Genomic DNA, 18386 nt, shown 5'->3' with positions numbered 1-18386 from the left:
GGAGCGGTGAATGTTTGACCGCTCGAAAAAGGGCGAACACGCCCTGTTGATCCAGCCCCATTTCGGCAAGCTGGAAGACGATGTGCTGGAAGAATTCGGTGATCTGGCCCGCTCGGCTGGGGCCAGCATCGCCGCGACGATCACTGCGCGCCTGGACCGACCGAATCCGTCGACCCTGATCGGCAGCGGCAAGCTGGACGAGATCAAGGCTGCGGCAGATGCCAGCGGTGCCGACCTGATCCTGGTCAACCATGCGTTGAGCCCGGGCCAGGAACGCAACCTGGAACGTTTCCTCGAGCGCCGGGTGATCGACCGTACCGGCCTGATCCTGGACATCTTCGCCCAGCGTGCGCACAGCCACGAAGGCAAGCTGCAGGTCGAACTGGCGCAGCTGCGTCACCTGGCCACGCGGCTGGTGCGCGGCTGGACCCATCTGGAGCGCCAGCGCGGCGGTTCGATCGGCCTGCGCGGCCCGGGTGAAACCCAGCTGGAAACCGACCGCCGCCTGCTGCAGAAGCGCGTGGAGCAGCTGCAGAAACGCCTGGAAAAGGTCGAAGTGCAGCGCACCCAGATGCGCCGTGCGCGTGTGCGCAGCGAGCTGCCGCGCGTGGCCCTGGTGGGCTACACCAACGCCGGCAAGTCGACCCTGTTCAACGCCATGACCGGCGCCGAGGCCTATGCCGCCGACCAGCTGTTTGCAACGCTGGATCCGACCGTGCGCCGCATTGCGGTTCCGGGTGGCAACGTGGTCCTGGCCGACACCGTCGGCTTCGTCCGCGACCTGCCACATGACCTGGTTGCGGCGTTCCGCTCGACCCTGTCCGAGGCGCGCGAGGCGGATTTCCTGCTGCACGTGGTCGACGCTGCCGATCCGCACCGCGAGGAGCGCATCGCACAGGTCGACGAGGTACTGACCGCGGTCGGTGCCGGTGACCTGCCGCAGCTGCTGGTGTTCAACAAGATCGACCGCATCGATGGTGCCGACGTCCGCCACGATGGCCAGGACGGTATCCCGGATGAGTCGCGTCGCGAGCGGGTGTGGATCTCCGCGCGTGACGGGCAGGGCCTGGAGCTGTTGCAGGCGGTACTGGGCAAGCGCCTGGGCCTGCAGCATGTCACCGGCGAACTGCGCCTGCCGCCGGATGCCGGCCGCCTGCGCGCGCGCCTGCACCAGCTGGAAGTGATCCGCAGCGAGCAGGCCGATGAAGACGGCTGGCTGCTGCAGGTCGACCTGCCGATAGCCGAAGCCGAAAAGCTGGCTGCCAGTGCCGACGGCGCGCCGATCCGGGCGCTGCTGCCGGAGAAGCTGCCGGAGTGGTGAGGTAGCGGCCAATCCCCGGTAGTGCCGGCCGCTGGCCGGCAACCACCGTGCTGGAGGGGCGCGACATCCGCCTGTCATCTGCGGTACAACGTGCAGGTTCTTCACCCCACCGTCATGCCGATGTCCATCCCCACCGACGCCGACCTCAACGCCCAGTCCGCCGCGCTCGGGCAGCGCCTGCAGCAGGCTTCGCTGCAGCTGGTGACCGCTGAAAGCTGCAGTGGCGGCTGGATCGCCAAGTGCATGACCGATATCGCCGGTTCCTCGGCGTTCTTCGACTGTGGCATGGTGGTCTACAGCTACGAGGCCAAGCAGCGCCTGCTGGGTGTGCGCGCGCAGACCCTGGAGCAGTTCGGTGCGGTCAGCCGCGAAACCGTACTGGAGATGGTGTCCGGCGCACTGGTCAATTCCGGTGCCGGCATCGCCGTGGCGGTGACCGGCATCGCGGGTCCTGGCGGTGGCAGCCCGGACAAGCCGGTCGGCAGTGTCTGGATCGGCTGGAAACGCCGGGGCGGCTATGCCCGCGCCGAGCTGTTCCAGTTCGATGGCGACCGCGAAGCCATCCGCCGGCAAACCGTGGCGGCGGCATTGCGCGGTATCGACGCCCAGCTGTGACATGCTGCTCCGGTAATCGTCCGGAGCACGCATGATGTGGGAAACGCTGGGCACGGTCCGTGACCTGGGCCGACTGCAGGAAATTGCCGTCGTCCTGATCCGCTATGGCTTCGGCGACGTGGTGCGGCGCATCGGCCTGGCCAGCACATTGGAGCGGGCAGGGCGCCTTCTGCACTGGAACGAGGAGCGGCAGGAACTGCTGCGGATGACCGCACCGGTGCGCGTGCGCAGCGCGATGCAGGATCTCGGTCCCACTTTCGTCAAGCTCGGGCAGGTGCTGGCGACGCGCGTTGACCTGCTGCCGCCGGAATGGATCGCTGAGCTGTCCGAACTGCAGAACGCGGTACCTGCGCTGCCGTACGCGGACATCCGTGAGCAGCTCGAGGCCGACCTTGGCGCACCGCCTGCAGAGGTGTTCGCGTTCCTCGATGAAACCCCGATGGCTGCCGCCTCGCTGGCGCAGGCCCATCGCGCACGCCTGCATGATGGTCGCGAGGTGGTGCTGAAGGTGCGGCGCCCCGGCATCCGCGATGTGGTCGAGGCCGACCTGCGTCTGCTGGCCCGCCTGGCCGAGATCGTTGAAGCGCGACTGCCGGACCTGCGTCGTTACCGCCCGGCCGAAGTCGTGCAGCAGTTCACCGTGTCGCTGCGCCGCGAGCTGGATTTCGCTGCCGAATGCCGCAATGCCGAGCGCATCGCGCGCAACTTCAGCGGCCGTGACGACATACTGATTCCGCAGGTGCACTGGCAGTGGACCTGCGAGAGCCTGAACGTGCAGGACTTCGTCGACGGCATTCCTGGCCGAGACCTGGCCGGCGTCGATGCGGCGGGCTTGGACCGGCGCGAGCTGGCACGGCGTGGCGCCGGCATTGTGCTGAAAATGGTGCTGGAGGACGGCAGCTTCCACGCCGATCCGCACCCGGGCAACATCATCTATCTACGTGATGGCCGCATCGGCGTGATTGATTTCGGCATGGTCGGCGCCTTGTCGGAAGTCCGGCGTTTCCAGGTGGCGCAGCTGCTGCACGGGCTGGTCGAGCAGGATCCGCAGGGCGTGGCCGACGTGCTGCTGGACTGGGCCGGCGGTGTTGAGGTGGACGAGAACCGGCTGCAGCACGACATCAGCCAGTTCGTAGATCAATACCGTGGCGTGCCGCTGAAGGACCTGCGCATCGGCCTGATGCTGGGCGACATCACCCAGCTGCTGCGCAGCTACAGCCTGACCCTGCCGGCTGACCTGGCGCTGATGATCAAGGCGTTCCTGACCCTGGAGGGCATGGGCCGGCAGCTGGACCCGGATTTCGACATGGCCAGTGCCGCGCGCCCGTTCCTGGAGCGGGTGGTGCTGCAGCGCTACGCGCCCAAGGCGCTGTTCAAGCGCGGCCGCCGCAGCCTGCTGGGCCTGGTCGACTTCGCCGGTGAGCTTCCCCGCGACCTGCGCAAGCTGGTGCAGGCGGCGCGCCGGGGACGCCTGCAGTTGAAGGTGGAAACCACGGCGCTGCAAGGCTTTGGCGAACAGGTGAACCGCGCAGCGAACCGGTTGGTGATGGGCATCGTCACTGCTGCGCTGATCATCGGTTCCTCGATCGTGATGCACAGCGTCGGCGGCGTCTCCAGCCGCTGGCTGCTGGCGCTGGGCGTCTGCGGCTTCATCGGCGCCGGCTTCTGCGGCGTGTGGATCCTGTTCTCGATATGGAGAAGCGGTAAACACACCTGAGTGTGTTTACCGCAGCGGTTCCCAGCGGGAACCGCGGAATCGCGCAACGATTCCTGTAGAGCCGACCGCTGGTCGGCTGCTTTCGCCCTTGCATTCGCCTTTGCCGCCCGGCCATTCGCCCGACTGCCGAGTATGGCTCGCACTACAGATGTTGCCGTGTCGCCCCCGGCACTTGCAGTCCCGGATATTAGTAGTAATACTACTAACCATGGACCTGACCGACACCCAGCAGGCGATCCTGCAGTTGATCGCCGAGCGTATCGAGAGCGAAGGCGCGCCGCCCTCGCAGACTGAAATCGCACGTGCGTTCGGCTTCAAGGGCGTGCGCGCGGCCCAGTACCACCTGGAAGCCCTGGAGCAGGCCGGTGCGATCCGTCGCATCCCCGGTCAGGCCCGCGGCATCCGCCTGGTACAGGCACCGCCGGTCGAGAAGCTGGCCGAGCCGGGCCTGCCCGACAGTGTGCTGCGCCTGCCGGTGCTGGGCCGGGTTGCGGCCGGCCTCCCGATCGGCGCCGACATCGGCTCGGACGATTTCGTGGTGCTGGACCGGGTGTTTTTCTCGCCAGCGCCGGACTACCTGCTGAAGGTGCAGGGCGATTCGATGATCGACGAGGGCATCTTCGACGGTGACCTGATCGGCGTGCATCGCACCCGCGACGCCCATTCCGGGCAGATCGTGGTGGCCCGCATCGATGACGAGATCACGGTCAAGCTGCTGAAGATCGCCAAGGATCGCATCCGCCTGCTGCCGCGCAATCCCGATTACAAGCCGATCGAGGTACTGCCGGATCAGGACTTCGCGATCGAGGGCCTCTATTGCGGCCTGCTGCGGCCCAACCGTTGACCCGTTCCATAGCGCATTACCCCGCGGTCTTTTGTGGCGATTCTCTGGTTCCACTGAGGTTGGTACGGATGTCCGATAATTCTTTTCAGAGCGCCGGGCAGAATCTCAGCCTGTGCGATACGTCCGACTTAAAGTGAACCCATGGCAAAGAAGACCCACAAAGACAGCACCTCCAACGACACGACCTCTGCAAGGACCAATCCGATGGACGAGAACAAGAAGCGCGCCCTCGCTGCAGCTCTGGGCCAGATCGAAAAGCAGTTCGGCAAGGGCTCGGTGATGCGCATGGGCGACCGTGTGGTCGAACCCGTCGAAGCCATCCCGACCGGTTCGCTGATGCTCGACATCGCGCTGGGCATTGGTGGTCTGCCGAAGGGCCGTGTCGTTGAGATCTACGGGCCGGAATCCTCGGGCAAGACCACCTTGACCCTGCAGGCCATCGCCGAATGCCAGAAGATGGGCGGTACCGCGGCCTTCATCGACGCCGAGCACGCGCTGGACCCGATCTACGCCGCCAAACTGGGCGTGAACGTGGACGACCTGCTGCTGTCGCAGCCGGACACCGGTGAGCAGGCGCTGGAAATCGCCGACATGCTGGTCCGTTCGGGTTCGGTCGACATCCTGGTGATCGACTCGGTTGCCGCGCTGACCCCGAAGGCCGAAATCGAAGGCGAGATGGGCGACCAGCTGCCCGGCCTGCAGGCCCGCCTGATGAGCCAGGCGCTGCGCAAGCTGACCGGCAACATCAAGCGCTCCAACACCCTGGTGATCTTCATCAACCAGCTGCGCATGAAGATCGGCGTGATGATGCCGGGCCAGAGCCCGGAAACCACCACGGGTGGCAACGCGCTGAAGTTCTACGCCTCGGTCCGCCTGGACATCCGCCGTATCGGCGCGATCAAGAAGGGTGACGAGATCATCGGTAACCAGACCAAGATCAAGGTCGTCAAGAACAAGCTGGCACCTCCGTTCAAGCAGGTCATCACCGAGATCCTGTATGGCGAAGGCATCAGCCGTGAAGGCGAGCTGATCGACATGGGTGTGGATGCCAAGCTGGTCGAGAAGGCTGGCGCCTGGTACAGCTACGGTGAAGAACGCATTGGCCAGGGCAAGGACAACGCCCGCGGCTACCTGCGCGACAACCCGACTGTCGCCGCCAAGCTCGAGGCCGAGCTGCGCGAGAAATTCCAGCCGGCCGAAGCGGCCCGCGAGGAAGGCGACGACGAAGGCGAAGACGAATAAGGCTTGCTGTGGGGCAGGGTGGCGCCGTCAGTGACGTCGCCCTGTCCCGCAGGTTCGAATCGCCCAGGGATGGGCTGGGCGCCACGGATGGCGCCACCCTTGGAGTACCCATGTCCGACGCCGAAGACATTCCGACCGGCCGCAAGCGCCGGCCGCGTGAGCAGACCCCCGTGCAACGGGCACTGGGCCTGCTGGTCCGCCGCGAGCACTCGCGCAAGGAACTCACCCGCAAGCTGACCGCCCGTGGCATCGAAGACGAAGCCGCGCAGGCCGCTGTCGCCAAGTTGACCGAGGCCGGCTGGCAGGACGACACCCGTTTTGCCGAGAACCTGGTGAGGATGCGCGCCAACACCGGTTATGGGCCGATCCATGTCCGCGCCGAGCTGGGGACCCACGGCCTGGACAGTGCCGCGATTGCCGCAGCGATGGACAGCTACGAAGGCGACTGGCAGGAAAACGCCCGTGATCTGGTCCGCCGGCGCTTTGGCGAGGCCGGTCCGCAGGACCTGACACAGCGGCGCAAGGCTGCCGATCTGCTGGCCCGACGGGGCTTCGACGGCGACAGCATCCGCCGCGCGACCCGCTACGACCCGGATGACTGAGACTGGCGGCGCCGGGCCTGATACCCTTTAGGTTTTCGGCGGTCCCTCGCGACCCTGGCCAACGCGGCCGGTGGTCCGGGTCCGCCGGCCCGCAGACTGCCAGCCCCCAATGAACGCATCCGCCAAATTCACGACTTCCCAGATCCGCAGCGACTTCCTTGAATTCTTCAAGGGCAAAGGCCACACCATCGTGCCGTCGGCGCCGCTGGTGCCGGGCAATGATCCGACCCTGCTGTTCACCAACTCCGGCATGGTGCAGTTCAAGGACGTGTTCCTTGGCGCGGAAAAGCGCAGCTACGTGCGCGCGGCCGACGTCCAGCGCTGCCTGCGCGCGGGCGGCAAGCACAACGACCTCGACCAGGTCGGCTACACCGCGCGCCACCACACTTTCTTCGAAATGCTGGGCAACTGGTCGTTCGGCGACTACTTCAAGAAGGACGCGATCGCCTGGGCCTGGGAACTGCTGACCCAGGTCTGGAAGCTGCCGGCCGAACGCCTGCTGGTCACCGTCTACCAGACCGATGACGAAGCCTACGCGCTGTGGCGCGACATGGTCGGCGTGCCGGAAGAGCGCATCGTGCGCATCGGCGACAACAAGGGCGCACCGTTCGCTTCGGACAACTTCTGGCAGATGGCCGACACCGGCCCGTGCGGCCCGTGCACCGAAATCTTCTACGACCACGGTGACCATATCGCCGGTGGCCCCCCGGGTTCCCCGGATGAAGACGGCGACCGCTTCATCGAAATCTGGAACCTGGTGTTCATGCAGTTCGACCGCCAGCCCGACGGCACCCTGGTGCCACTGCCGGCGCCGTGCGTGGATACCGGCATGGGCCTGGAGCGCCTGGCGGCGATCCTGCAGCACGTGCACACCAACTATGAGATCGACCTGTTCCAGGCCCTGATCCGCAAGGCCTCCGAGCTGACCGGCACCGCCGACCTGGAAAACAAGTCGCTGCGCGTGATCGCCGACCACATCCGTGCCTGTTCGTTCCTGATCGTCGATGGCGTGCTGCCGTCCAACGAAGGCCGCGGTTACGTGCTGCGCCGTATCATCCGCCGCGCACTGCGCCACGGCTGGATGCTGGGCGTGCGCCAGCCGTTCTTCAGCAAGCTGGTGCCGACCCTGGTCGAGCAGATGGGCGAAGCCTATCCGGAACTGCCGGCTGCGGTGGACACCGTCACCCGTGCGCTGCAGGCCGAAGAAGAGCGTTTCGCCGAAACCCTCGACGCCGGCATGAAGATCTTCGAGGACGTCGCGGGGAAGGCCAGCAATGGCGTGATCCCGGGCGTTGACGCCTTCCGCCTGTACGACACCTATGGTTTCCCGCTCGACCTGACCCAGGACATCGCCCGCGAGCGCGACCTGACCGTCGACATTGCCGGCTTCGATGCCGCGATGGAGCAGCAGCGCGAGACCGCGCGCGCGGCCGGCAAGTTCGGTGGTGGCGTGACCCTGCCCGCCGAGCTGGTGGCGACCCTGAGCCCGACCCTGTTCCTGGGCTACGACCGCCTGCAGGCTGACGGCCTGACCGTGCTGGCCCTGCTCAAGGACGGCCGTCCGGTGCAGTCGGCCGATGCCGGTGACGCAGTCATCGTCATCACCAACCAGACCCCGTTCTACGCCGAGTCCGGCGGCCAGGTCGGTGACACCGGCGTACTGACCGGCAACGGCGTGCGCCTGGCGGTGGACGACACCCAGAAGTTCGCCGGCCAGTTCCATGGCCATGTCGGCACCCTGTCCGAAGGCGGCCTGAAGGTCGGCGACGTGCTCTCCGGCCAGGTCGATGGCGAGCGCCGTGGCGCCACCATCCTCAACCACTCGGCCACCCACCTGCTGCACGCCGCCCTGCGCGAAGTGCTGGGCACCCACGTGCAGCAGAAGGGCTCGCTGGTCGCTCCGGACCGCCTGCGTTTCGACTTCTCGCACTTCCAGCCGATCAGCGCGGAAGAGCTTGCCGTGATCGAGCGCAAGGTCAACCAGCAGGTGCGCGCCAACAACGCCGCTGAAGTACACAACATGGGCATGCAGGAAGCGCTGGACTTCGGCGCGATGGCCCTGTTCGGCGAGAAGTACGGCGAGCACGTGCGCGTGTTGAAGATGGGTGACTACTCCACCGAGCTGTGCGGTGGTACCCACGTCAACCGTACCGGCGACATCGGCCTGTTCAAGATCACCTCCGAGGGCGGCGTCTCCGCGGGCGTGCGCCGCATCGAGGCTGTTACCGGCCAGGGTGCGCTGGATTACGTGGACGCCGAAGAGGCCCGCCTGGCCGAGGCCGCTGAACTGCTCGGTGGCAGCGCTGCCGACGTGGTCGAGAAGATCCGTGCCCTCGGTCAGCGCCAGAAGCAGCTGGAGCGCGAACTGGAGGCCGTGAAGGCCAAGGTCGCCGCCGGTGCCACGGCCGATCTGTCCGGCCAGGCCGTCGAGGTTGCTGGCGTGAAGGTACTGGCTGCCCGCCTGGAGGGCTTCGACGCCAAGGCCCTGCGTGACGCCATGGACCGCCTCAAGCAGCAGCTGGGCGACGCGGTGATCGTGCTGGCCGGCGCCCAGGACGGCAAGGCCGCCCTGGTCGCGGGTGTGAACGGCAGTGCAATGGGCAAGGTCAAGGCCGGGGAACTGTTGTCCCATATCGCCAGTCAGATCGGGGGCAAGGGCGGCGGACGCCCGGACCTCGCCCAGGGTGGTGGCGAGGACGGGCCCGCCCTTGCCACTGCGCTGGCTGCAGTCGTCGAATGGGTCAGCCCCCGCCTGTGATGAACCTGGCCGTCCCCCTCCTTGTAGGAGCGGGACGGCTGACGGTACCATTGCGAATCTTTTCCCTTTGTCGTGGTAGCGCTTCTTGACGGAGCGTCAAGCCGGTGGGGGATACCCTTCCACACGGTTCCATGGAGACTTACAAAAATGTTGATCCTGACTCGCCGCGTCGGCGAAACCCTGATGATCGGAGACTCGGTGAGCGTCACCGTGCTTGGCGTCAAGGGTAACCAGGTGCGTATCGGCATCACCGCGCCGAAGGACGTTGCTGTGCATCGCGAAGAGATCTATCAGCGCATCCAGCGCGGTGACGAAGCCGGTGGCACCGGTAGCGAAAATTCTGCCGAATAACGCTTTACCTTCGCACTCGATTAACGTTATGATTCACGCCCCGCTGAGGTGCAACGCACCAGACGCGGAGAAAACCCCGGAGTGATGCCCGAGTGGCCGAAGGGGCTCCCCTGCTAAGGGAGTATAGGGTCAAAAGCTCTATCGAGGGTTCGAATCCCTCTCACTCCGCCAGATACAAAGAAGCGCCTGCAGATCCTCGATCTGCAGGCGTTTTTCTTTATCCGACACTCGCAGCGTGGAGCTGACTATCCTGGCAGATCGGTGCGGGAGGCAGGCGTTGGCATGGGCGTGGGTGTCATCGCTGGTGCCGCAGCGGGTGTACGCGGCAGCTGTGGCGGTTCAATGTGGCGAGGTGGAATTTCCCGCCACAGCAACGCAAGCGTGCAGTCGTTGGCACGTTCCCTGCACATTCTTTCGGCCTTCCGCTGCGCGGCGTCCGCGGTCTTCTCACCCAGTGCAAAGCCCAACGCGATCGTGCCGGTAGCTATGGCCGAATAGCCTTCGCTGGTGGTGCTGGCGGACTGACCGCAATTGCGCGATCGCGCTGCGCAGTAGTGCAGCGACTGCTGCATCGCAGTGGTGAGGGAAGACTGGTTCATCGAATAGCCGTAGCGGCCATCCTTGTCGTAGGTGATCGCAGACGCAGCACTTGCGGCTGATGAAACGGACAACAACAGCGCCAGTGAAACCGCATGCTTCCAGTTCATCACGCTCTCCTCTTTTGCCGATGGTGAATCAACCGGCGCGTGTGGCGCAACCACGCAGGGGGGGCGGGGCAGAACGCCTGCAGGCCATTTGCCCGCAGGCGCGTACCGATGCGTTCGATCCTCAGAGCTTCACCGTCACGCCCACCTGGAAACCGCGCCCGGGCAGCGGCGCGATGTACTTCAGCGGCGAGTTGTGCGGCCGTGCTTCTTGATTGAGCAGGTTGCTGCCGTTGACGAACACCTCCATGCCGGCGATGTAGCTGTTGCGTACCGGCAGCTCACGGCTGACCTGCAGGTCGACCAGGTTGAATGCATCCAGCGGCACTTCCTCGCTCACGTTGCGGCCGAGGTACTTCTGCGTGTCGTAGTAGGTGCTGGACAGCCGCGCCTTCCAGCCCTCGCGCTGCCACTGCAGGGTGGCGCCGTAGCGGTTGGTCGGCATGTTCGGCAGGTACTCGCCGTCATTGTGGGCACGCAGCGAATCGGGGCGGTCGGCCTTGTTCTTCACCAGGTCGGCGAAGGCGGACACGTTCAACGTGCCGTAGCGGCCCAGGTCCAATGCCTGCGAGGCATCGATCTCGAAGCCCTTCACCGTGGTGTCGGTCTGCTTCCAGTACTTCAGCGGCAGGCGGTTGGCGGTCTGCATGCCCGAGTAACCCAGGTACAGGTAGTTCTCGTACTTCATCCGGTACGCGGTGGCCAACAGTTCGAAACCACCGAGGTGGAACAGGCCGGTCAGTTCCAGGTTCTTCGCGCGTTCCGGCTTGAGGTTCTGGTTGCCTTCTTCCTGGGTCATCACCGAATAGTGAGCATTGCTCGCGTACAACTCGTTGATCTCAGGTGCGCGCTGCGAGGACGAGTAGCGCACCTTGGCGGCGAACAACGGACCGAGCTCGACATACGATCCCAGGCTGTAGCTGTTGAGCCGGTAGTCGCGGTCCTGCAGTTTCGCGTTGGCGGCATTGCGCGCGGTCTTGAAGCGGCTTGGTTGCAGGTCATGGTCAACCCGCTCGTGGCGCACGCCAGCGTCGAAACTGGCCCAGCCGAAGTCCAGCGTCTCCTTCAGGAACACCGCGTTGCTGCGGGTGTCGACGTCAGGCAGGTAGCGCAGCGAGCCACTGCCGGTGACATCACGCGACTGGTGGCTGAAACCCAGCATGCCGCTGAGCGGACCGACGCGCTGATGGCTGAGCAGCAGCTCGGCCTGGGTGCTCTCGAAATCGTAGTCGTTGGCACGGGTGGCACCCAGCCGCTCGCCCGAGGTGTTGTCCAGCTTGGAAACGCGCAGTTCGGCGCGCTCGAACCACGGCAGCGGATCGCGCAGCAGGGCTTCCAGTGCATAGCGTTCCTGCTTGATCACCACCCCCACCGGCAGCCCGTTGGCATAGTTGGAACCGAACGACAGGTTCTGCATCGAGAACCCCGGCACGCCGTACTCGCTGTCCTTGGCATCGATGCTGATACCCACGTAACCACGGTCGAAGAACAGGGTCGACCCGAGCGCCACCTGCGAATTTCTCGCGTAGCTGTTGCCCAACCGGTGATGGTAATCGGGCGTCACGTCGTTGTTGATCTGCTTCTGCACGTACGAAGGCGTGCCGGGTACGTAGGCCGGGTTGACCGGATTGATGTAGGTGCGGCGCTGCCAGACCGAAGTCGGGTTGTTGGTGTAGAACGAGAAATCACCGTCGGCCCAGTCCGGGTTCTCGGTCATGAACTGGTCGATGTAAGGCTGCGAGGCCTTGTTGTAGATCTGCTGCACGCGCGCTTCCTTCTGGCAGCTGTCGGCGAGGGCCGAGTTGACACCACCGGAGGCCGGGAACAGGTGGGTGTTGCAGACGGCGGCCTTGCTGTTGCCGGGGATGTCGAAGTGCGAGATGCGCTGGCGCGAAACCTGCAGGTTTGTCGAGAGGTTGCGCTGGTTGTTGAAGTTCATCCGGAAGCCCTGCGCGTCGGCTGCATTGAAGCCCTTGCGCAGGACCAGCTCCATCGACTGGTCCTTGTCTTCCATGCGGCGCGAGATCAGGCCCGAATCGATCTCCACGCTGCCACCGATCGCATTGCCGCCGTAGCGCACGGTGTCGGAAGACTTGTTGACGGTGACACTGCGTACGAACAGCGGATCGAACGGGATGTTGATGTCGCCGCTGATCGCGTTCATCCCGAGGATGGACTGGCCGTCCTGCAGGATCTGCACGCGGTTGCCACTGAGGCTGCGGATGACCGGGGCACCCGCGTTCGGCCCGAAAGCACTGTTCTGCACGCCGGAGACGTGTTCGAGCAGGCCGCCCAGGGTGCGGTTCTGCGCCTGTGGGTTGTCGACGGTGACCCGGCTGTCGATACGGGAGGGCTGGCTGGCCTGGACCTGGAGGGTGGGGAGGGTGGGTTCGTCCGCGGCCTGGGCGCTGTGGACGACGAACAGAATGGCGGTAGCAAGGAGATGGCGACGCATGGCACGGTCCGTGAAATTGACGTGAAATGTTATAACGTAACTCTTCGGGTCAACAAGAGCGGAAACCGCCTCGATTCAATGGGGCAGGGTGCTTTGGCTTCTCGGAATGGGACGGAGTCTCCCTCGTTCAGCGCACCGCCTTGCGCGTGCTGCTGGCGACCGGCACGATCTGGGCACTGCCCCGCAACGCCCCACGCAGAGCTTCCTCATTCAAACGGAGCCCCGTATGAAGCTGTTGTCCGCTGTGTTGTTGTCTGCGCTTTCGCTCTCCGCCGTTCCGGCGCTGGCGGTGGAAGCTTCGCCCTCACCGCTGCTGGGGCGCTGGTCGCTGGATATCGCCACGTCTGCGTTACCCGAAGCACAGCGCCCGAAGCAGGTGGTGCTGGAGTTCAAGGACGCCGGTGCGGGTCGGTGGAGTTCACACGTTGACATCGTCCTGCACGACGGCAAGACCATGAAATCCGACGGCACGTTGGCGCTCGACGGTACGCCGGGGCCCTTGTCCGGCACCTACGGCGCGGACAAAGCCAACCTGAAACTGCCGGCGCCGAATACCCTGGTGATGCAGCTGGTGGACCATGGTACGCCGGCCTCCACCCGCATCTATACCGTGGCGGCCGACCGTACGACGATGACCGAGACCAAGGCGTTCTACGGCCACGACGGCACGCCGATCCTGCAGACCAACCTGTTCAAGCGGATACCGTAGCGGCGCCGCCTGCGCCATGCCCACGGGGAGGGATTCCGCGGGCATGGCACCGGCAGCCTCACAACGCGGCCGGGTCGCGCTTGGCGGTGTCGATGCCGTACTTGTCGATGGCCTCCTGCATCCGCGAGCGCTCGATGCGGCCTTCGTCGGCCAGCGACTTCAGGGCGGCCAGCACGATGAAGTGGCGATCCACTTCGAAGAACGTGCGCAGCGACTCACGCGTGTCGGAACGGCCGAAGCCATCGGTACCGAGTGCGATGAAGCGGCGGTCGTTGATGAAGGGACGGATCTGGTCGCCGACGATCTTCATGTAGTCGGTGGCCACCACCACCGGGCCGTCATGGCCCTGCAGGCACTCCTGCACGTAGGGTACGCGCGGTTCCTCAGCCGGGTGCAGCAGGTTCCAGCGTTCGGTGGCCAGGCCATCGCGGCGCAGTTCGGTCAGGCTGGTCGCGCTCCACACATCGCTGGCGATGCCGAAGTCCTGCTGCAGCAGTTCTGCCGCAGCTTCCACCTCGCGCAGGATCGAGCCTGCGCCCATCAGCTGCACGCGTGGCTGCGAGGCGGCATCGGCGGCTGCCGGACGCAGCAGGTGGAGGCCCTTCAGGATGCCGGCCTCGGCGCCTTCGGGCAGTGCCGGCTGCGGGTAGTTCTCGTTGAGTACGGTGATGTAGTAGTAGATGTCTTCCTGGTCGACATACATGCGGCGCAGGCCGTCATGGATGATCACCGCCAGCTCGTAGTTGTAGGTCGGGTCGTAGGACACGCAGCTGGGAATCACCGACGACAGCACGTGGCTGTGGCCGTCATCGTGCTGCAGGCCTTCGCCCATCAGCGTGGTGCGGCCCGACGTGGCACCGAGCAGGAAGCCGCGGGTACGCGCATCGGCAGCGGCCCAGGCCAGGTCACCGACGCGCTGCAGGCCGAACATCGAATAGAAGATGTAGAAGGGGATCGTGGCCAGGCCGTGGTTGCTGTAGGCGGTACCGGCGGCGATCCACGAACAGATCGCACCGGATTCATTGATGCCTTCCTGCAGGATCTGGCCGTCCTTGGCTTCCTTGTAATAGCTCAGCTGGCCGGCGTCCTGCGGGGTGTACAGCTGGCCCAGGTAGGAGTGGATGCCGATCTGGCGGAACAGGCCTTCCATGCCGAAGGTGCGCGATTCATCGGGCACGATCGGAATCACCAGCTTGCCCAGCACCGGGTCCTTCAGCAGGCTGGTGAGGATGCGCACGAAGCCCATGGTGGTGGATTGGCCGCGATCGCCGCTGCCCTGCAGCTGGGTGTTGAAGATCGACAGCGGCGGCAGCGGTAGCGGATCGACCTTGGCCAGGCGCGCCGGCAGCTGCCCACCCTGGATGCGGCGGCGCTCGGCGAAGTAGGCCGCTTCGGCGCTGCCCGGTTCCGGGCGCAGATAGGGCATCTCCTCCAGCTGGTCGTCGCTGACCGGCAGGTTGAAGCGGTCGCGGAAAGCGCGCACCGCGTCGGCGCTCATCTTCTTCAGCTGGTGGTTGATGTTCTGGCCTTCGCCGGCTTCGCCCATGCCGAAACCCTTGACCGTCTTGGCCAGGATCACCGTCGGCCGGCCGCTGGTGTTCACCGCCTGCTGGTAGGCGGCGTACACCTTCTGCGGATCGTGGCCACCACGTGCCAGCGCCCAGATGTCGTCGTCGCTCATGTGCGCGACCAGCTCCAGCAGCTCCGGGTAGCGGCCGAAGAAATGCTCGCGCACGTAGGCGCCGCTCTGCGACTTGAAGGTCTGGTAGTCGCCGTCCACGCATTCCATCATGCGCTGGCGCAGCAGGCCGCTGTGGTCGCGGGCCAGCAGGTCGTCCCAGCCACTGCCCCAGATCAGCTTGATCACGTTCCATCCGGCCGCGCGGAAGGTGCCTTCCAGTTCCTGGATGACCTTGGCGTTGCCGCGTACCGGACCGTCCAGGCGCTGCAGGTTGCAGTTGACCACGAACACGATGTTGTCCAGCCGCTCGCGGCCGGCCAGGGAAATTGCCGCCAGCGATTCGGGCTGGTCCATCTCGCCGTCGCCGAGGAAGGCCCAGACCTTGCGGCCCTGGTGTTCTTTCAGGCCGCGGTATTCCAGGTAGCGCATGTAGCGCGCCTGGTAGGCGGCGGTCAGCGGGCCCAGTCCCATCGACACGGTGGGGAACTGCCAGAACTCCGGCATCAGGCGCGGGTGCGGATACGAGGACAGGCCTTCGCGGCCGGCTTCGCGGCGGAAGTTGTCCATCCGTGCCGGATCGATGCGGCCTTCCACGTACGCGCGGCCGTAGATCCCCGGCGCGGAGTGGCCCTGGATGTAGATCATGTCGCCGTCGAAGGTGTCGGTACGGCCACGGAAGAAATGATCGAAGCCCACGTCGTACAGCACTGCCGCTGACTGGTAGGTGGCGATGTGGCCGCCGACGTTGGAGTGCTTGCCGGCACGCAGCACCATCACCATCGCGTTCCAGCGGATCATCGCGTTCAGGCGGTGCTCGATGGCCAGGTCACCCGGGTAGGCCGGCTGGCGCTCGGGTGGGATGGTGTTGACGTAGGCGGTCCAGGCACGGGTATGCAGGTCGCCGTGCTGCCGGGCGTCCAGATCGCTCAGCTGGTCGATCAGGTAGTGCGCGCGCGGCCGGCCGCCGGCCTGCATCACCGCCTCCAGCGATTCACGCCACTCCTGGGTTTCCAGTGGATCGGTATCGAAGGGAATGAGGGCTTGGTTCATGGCTGTCTCCAGAGGGCGCCGGTCGGACGTCTGCCTGGGCGACAACACCGGCAGGGCGCACAGCACTGGAGCGGGGTCGCAACGGCGGGCGCCGTGACGCGAAGGGCGACCGTGGCGGCCACCGAGAAGACAAGCGTAGGCCTGCCCCCCACGCTTCGGTAGGCGGGCGGGGCTTGGGTCTCTGGCAAGCAAGGGTTGGTGCCGCGCGCCGTATCATGGGCCGATGCGCTGGGCGCGGCCGCTGATCAGGCCGGGGACAGCCCCGGCAGGAACACCGGGATGATCGCCACGCCGACGCCCAGCAGGCACCAGGCGACGATGGGCAACCAGCGCGCCAGGCGTTGGGCGGGTTCCGGTGCACGACGACCGCCGATCCACAACAGCAGCGTGAGCACAGCCAGCGCATAGGCGAGGACGACGATCACCGGATGCACATGGATGACCCGGCTGGGCGGCCACATCTGCTGCTGGTAGGCGGTGGTGTGGGCGACCAGCAGCAGGAACAGCAGGCTGCTGAGGGTGTTGATGGCGGTGCGTGCGTTGATGGGAGCACTCCTTGTGCGGGCTGCCGGGACATTGCAGGGGCCGCATTCTAGCGGCTGCCTGCCGGTCGTTGAAACGCCACTGTCATCGATGGCGGTCACCCTGCGGGGCTTTCCAGCCTCGGGGTGGTTGGCCGGCCGTGAACAGCGTGAGGATCTGGGAGAAGAGCTACGCGCTGCGGCGCCGGCTGCTGCGTGGCTTCTTCCTGCGTCGCGGTTCGGCCAGCGAGGATGCCGAAGACCTGGCGCAGGAGGTCTACCTGCGCCTGCTGCGCAGCACCGGCGAGGATGCCGATGCGGTCGAGAACCCGGAAGCCTACCTGTTCACCGTGGCGGCCAACCTGGCGCGCGAGCATGCGCGCGCGCGGTCGTCGCTGCCGCCGCTGGAAGACGTCGACCTGCTGGCCGAAGTGCTGAAAAGCGAAGAAGACATCGAAGGTGAATTCGAGCGCGCGCAGCGCTGGAACGATATCCGCAGCACCATCGCACGACTGCCGGCGACCACGCGGCGGGTGATGGAGCTGCACTACCGCGACGGGCTGGACTGCCCGGCAATCAGCCAGCAGCTGCAGGTGTCGGTGCATATGGTGCGCAAGCACATCGGCAAGGGGCTGGAGGCCTGCAGGAAGGCGCTGGGCGCCAGGGAGCTCACATGAACCGGACCTCATCGCCCGTGGCCGACGACACGATAGCCTGCGAGGCCATGGACTGGTTCCTGCGCAATCGCGAGGGGCCGCTGGATGAGGCCGGGCGCCTCGCGTTCCTGGACTGGATGAAGCGCTCGCCGGAGCACGTGCGCGCCTACATGCACGCCCTCGCGTTGCATCGGCAGGTGGGCGAGGCGCTGCAGTCGCCGTTGCCTGACGACGCGGCGGTTCCACCGCGGCAGGTCGCCGCCAAGGTGGTGCCGCTGTTTGGTAGCGTGCACGCGCCGCCGCGCGCTGTGCCGCGTCGCGGTCGTGCGCGCTGGTGGGTGGCGGCTGCCGCAGCCTGTATCACCCTGCTCGGCGTGGGCCTGGTTCCGCAGGTGATGCCCACCGAGCAGCTTTACAGTGCCGGACAGGGTGAACTTCGCGACCTGGTGCTGCCTGACCAGACCCAGGTGCGGCTCAATGCGGACAGCCGCCTGCGGGTACGCATGGGCTGGTTCAGCCGCAAGGTGGAGCTGCTGCAGGGTGAGGCGACATTCGACATCGCCCGCGACCGCCGTCCGTTCGAGGTGGCGGTGAACGGCCTGGAGATCCGCGACATCGGCACGGTGTTCGATGTATCGCGACGGCTGCAGAGCACGCGCATCGGCGTGGTCTCCGGCGAGGTGGAGGTATGGAGCCGGGGTGCGGACGCCCGGCGTCTTGCGCAACTGGGCGAAGGCCGGGTGGTGCAGGTCGACGCGCGCAGCCATGTGGTCGAGTCATTGGACCTGCCATTGTCGATGCTGCTGGATTGGCAGCAGCGCAAGGTGTCCTTCCTGGATGAGCGGCTGGACGAGGTGGCCGCTGCCTTCAACCGGCACAACCAGGTGCAGGTGCGCGTGCTGGACGAAGGCGCGGCATCGGCACGGTTGTCGGGCAGTCTCGATGCGCATCGCATCGGTGCGCTGCAGGCCTTCCTCGAACGCGACCCGCGTTTCGTGGTGAGGCGCGAAGGCGACACCGTGCGGGTTGGCAGTCGCTGAGGCCGACGTGGTCGTGGACTGTCAGAAAAAATTCATCGAATCCGCGTTCTCCACTTCGGCGGATGCGGGCTCTTACTTGGGAGAAGCCGCTGCCGAGCCACGCAGCGGCGCCTGCTGCCT

Annotated in this window: 15 protein-coding genes and 1 tRNA gene; 12 read left to right on the top strand and 4 right to left on the bottom strand. The window is 65.8% G+C overall.

Annotated elements, in window-relative coordinates:
* The first annotated feature begins 10 nt into the window (after positions 1 to 10).
* The 9 genes from hflX (at position 11) to AC5P8Y_RS15190 (ending at position 9621) form a co-directional block, all read left to right on the top strand.
* The gene (gene hflX / locus AC5P8Y_RS15230; protein WP_005412934.1) at positions 11 to 1321 is read left to right on the top strand and encodes a ribosome rescue GTPase HflX; all 1311 of its coding nucleotides are present in this window, start codon (positions 11 to 13) and stop codon (positions 1319 to 1321) included.
* A 120-nt stretch (positions 1322 to 1441) separates the two neighbouring features.
* The gene (locus AC5P8Y_RS15225) at positions 1442 to 1936 is read left to right on the top strand and encodes a CinA family protein (RefSeq protein WP_005409020.1); all 495 of its coding nucleotides are present in this window, start codon (positions 1442 to 1444) and stop codon (positions 1934 to 1936) included.
* Positions 1937 to 1970: 34 nt separating this feature from the next.
* Complete coding sequence (gene ubiB, locus AC5P8Y_RS15220; protein WP_049403899.1) at positions 1971 to 3653, top strand: 2-polyprenylphenol 6-hydroxylase; 1683 nt, start codon at positions 1971 to 1973, stop codon at positions 3651 to 3653.
* A 208-nt stretch (positions 3654 to 3861) separates the two neighbouring features.
* Positions 3862 to 4497: a transcriptional repressor LexA gene (gene lexA, locus AC5P8Y_RS15215; protein ID WP_005412936.1), complete on the top strand. Its 636-nt coding sequence runs from the start codon at positions 3862 to 3864 to the stop codon at positions 4495 to 4497.
* A gap of 204 nt (positions 4498 to 4701) precedes the next feature.
* Positions 4702 to 5739, top strand: coding sequence for a recombinase RecA (gene recA / locus AC5P8Y_RS15210; protein ID WP_005412937.1), 1038 nt, complete (start codon positions 4702 to 4704; stop codon positions 5737 to 5739).
* Positions 5740 to 5849: 110 nt separating this feature from the next.
* The gene (gene recX, locus AC5P8Y_RS15205) at positions 5850 to 6341 is read left to right on the top strand and encodes a recombination regulator RecX (protein WP_005409024.1); all 492 of its coding nucleotides are present in this window, start codon (positions 5850 to 5852) and stop codon (positions 6339 to 6341) included.
* A gap of 109 nt (positions 6342 to 6450) precedes the next feature.
* The gene (gene alaS / locus AC5P8Y_RS15200; RefSeq protein WP_033834136.1) at positions 6451 to 9099 is read left to right on the top strand and encodes an alanine--tRNA ligase; all 2649 of its coding nucleotides are present in this window, start codon (positions 6451 to 6453) and stop codon (positions 9097 to 9099) included.
* Between the two features lie 147 nt (positions 9100 to 9246).
* A complete protein-coding gene (gene csrA, locus AC5P8Y_RS15195; protein WP_004152909.1) occupies positions 9247 to 9450 on the top strand; it encodes a carbon storage regulator CsrA in 204 nt (67 codons plus the stop codon).
* A gap of 78 nt (positions 9451 to 9528) precedes the next feature.
* Positions 9529 to 9621 (top strand) — tRNA-Ser (locus AC5P8Y_RS15190).
* Positions 9622 to 9695: 74 nt separating this feature from the next.
* Here the strand turns inward: AC5P8Y_RS15190 and AC5P8Y_RS15185 are convergent.
* Positions 9696 to 10157, bottom strand: coding sequence for a DUF4189 domain-containing protein (locus tag AC5P8Y_RS15185; protein WP_080356468.1), 462 nt, complete (start codon positions 10155 to 10157; stop codon positions 9696 to 9698).
* Between the two features lie 121 nt (positions 10158 to 10278).
* Positions 10279 to 12609 carry a TonB-dependent receptor gene (locus tag AC5P8Y_RS15180; RefSeq protein WP_164135193.1) on the bottom strand — a complete coding sequence of 777 codons (2331 nt, stop codon included), beginning with the start codon at positions 12607 to 12609 and terminating at the stop codon, positions 10279 to 10281.
* A gap of 226 nt (positions 12610 to 12835) precedes the next feature.
* Between AC5P8Y_RS15180 and AC5P8Y_RS15175 the strand changes: the two genes are divergently transcribed.
* A complete protein-coding gene (locus AC5P8Y_RS15175) occupies positions 12836 to 13318 on the top strand; it encodes a hypothetical protein (protein ID WP_033834139.1) in 483 nt (160 codons plus the stop codon).
* Between the two features lie 58 nt (positions 13319 to 13376).
* On the opposite strand, the gene aceE is transcribed toward AC5P8Y_RS15175, so the two are convergent.
* Entirely contained in the window at positions 13377 to 16049 is a 2673-nt protein-coding gene (aceE, locus tag AC5P8Y_RS15170; RefSeq protein WP_049403892.1) for a pyruvate dehydrogenase (acetyl-transferring), homodimeric type, read from the bottom strand.
* Between the two features lie 245 nt (positions 16050 to 16294).
* Positions 16295 to 16693, bottom strand: coding sequence for a hypothetical protein (locus AC5P8Y_RS15165; protein ID WP_033834141.1), 399 nt, complete (start codon positions 16691 to 16693; stop codon positions 16295 to 16297).
* Positions 16694 to 16731: 38 nt separating this feature from the next.
* Here AC5P8Y_RS15165 and AC5P8Y_RS15160 point away from each other — a divergent pair, with 38 nt between their 5' ends.
* Both AC5P8Y_RS15160 and AC5P8Y_RS15155 read left to right on the top strand, forming a co-directional pair.
* Positions 16732 to 17247, top strand: a complete 516-nt coding sequence (locus AC5P8Y_RS15160) for an RNA polymerase sigma factor (RefSeq protein ID WP_033834142.1) — start codon at positions 16732 to 16734, stop codon at positions 17245 to 17247.
* Positions 17244 to 18266, top strand: a complete 1023-nt coding sequence (locus AC5P8Y_RS15155) for a FecR family protein (RefSeq protein WP_033834143.1) — start codon at positions 17244 to 17246, stop codon at positions 18264 to 18266. Before AC5P8Y_RS15160 ends, AC5P8Y_RS15155 begins: the two co-directional genes overlap by 4 nt.
* Positions 18267 to 18386 lie beyond the last annotated feature (120 nt).

Source organism: Stenotrophomonas sp. YJH_SMC_12-1 (assembly GCF_059370935.1).
Note: the sequence above shows the minus strand (reverse complement) of the source record. Positions and strands in the feature narration are given on the sequence as shown.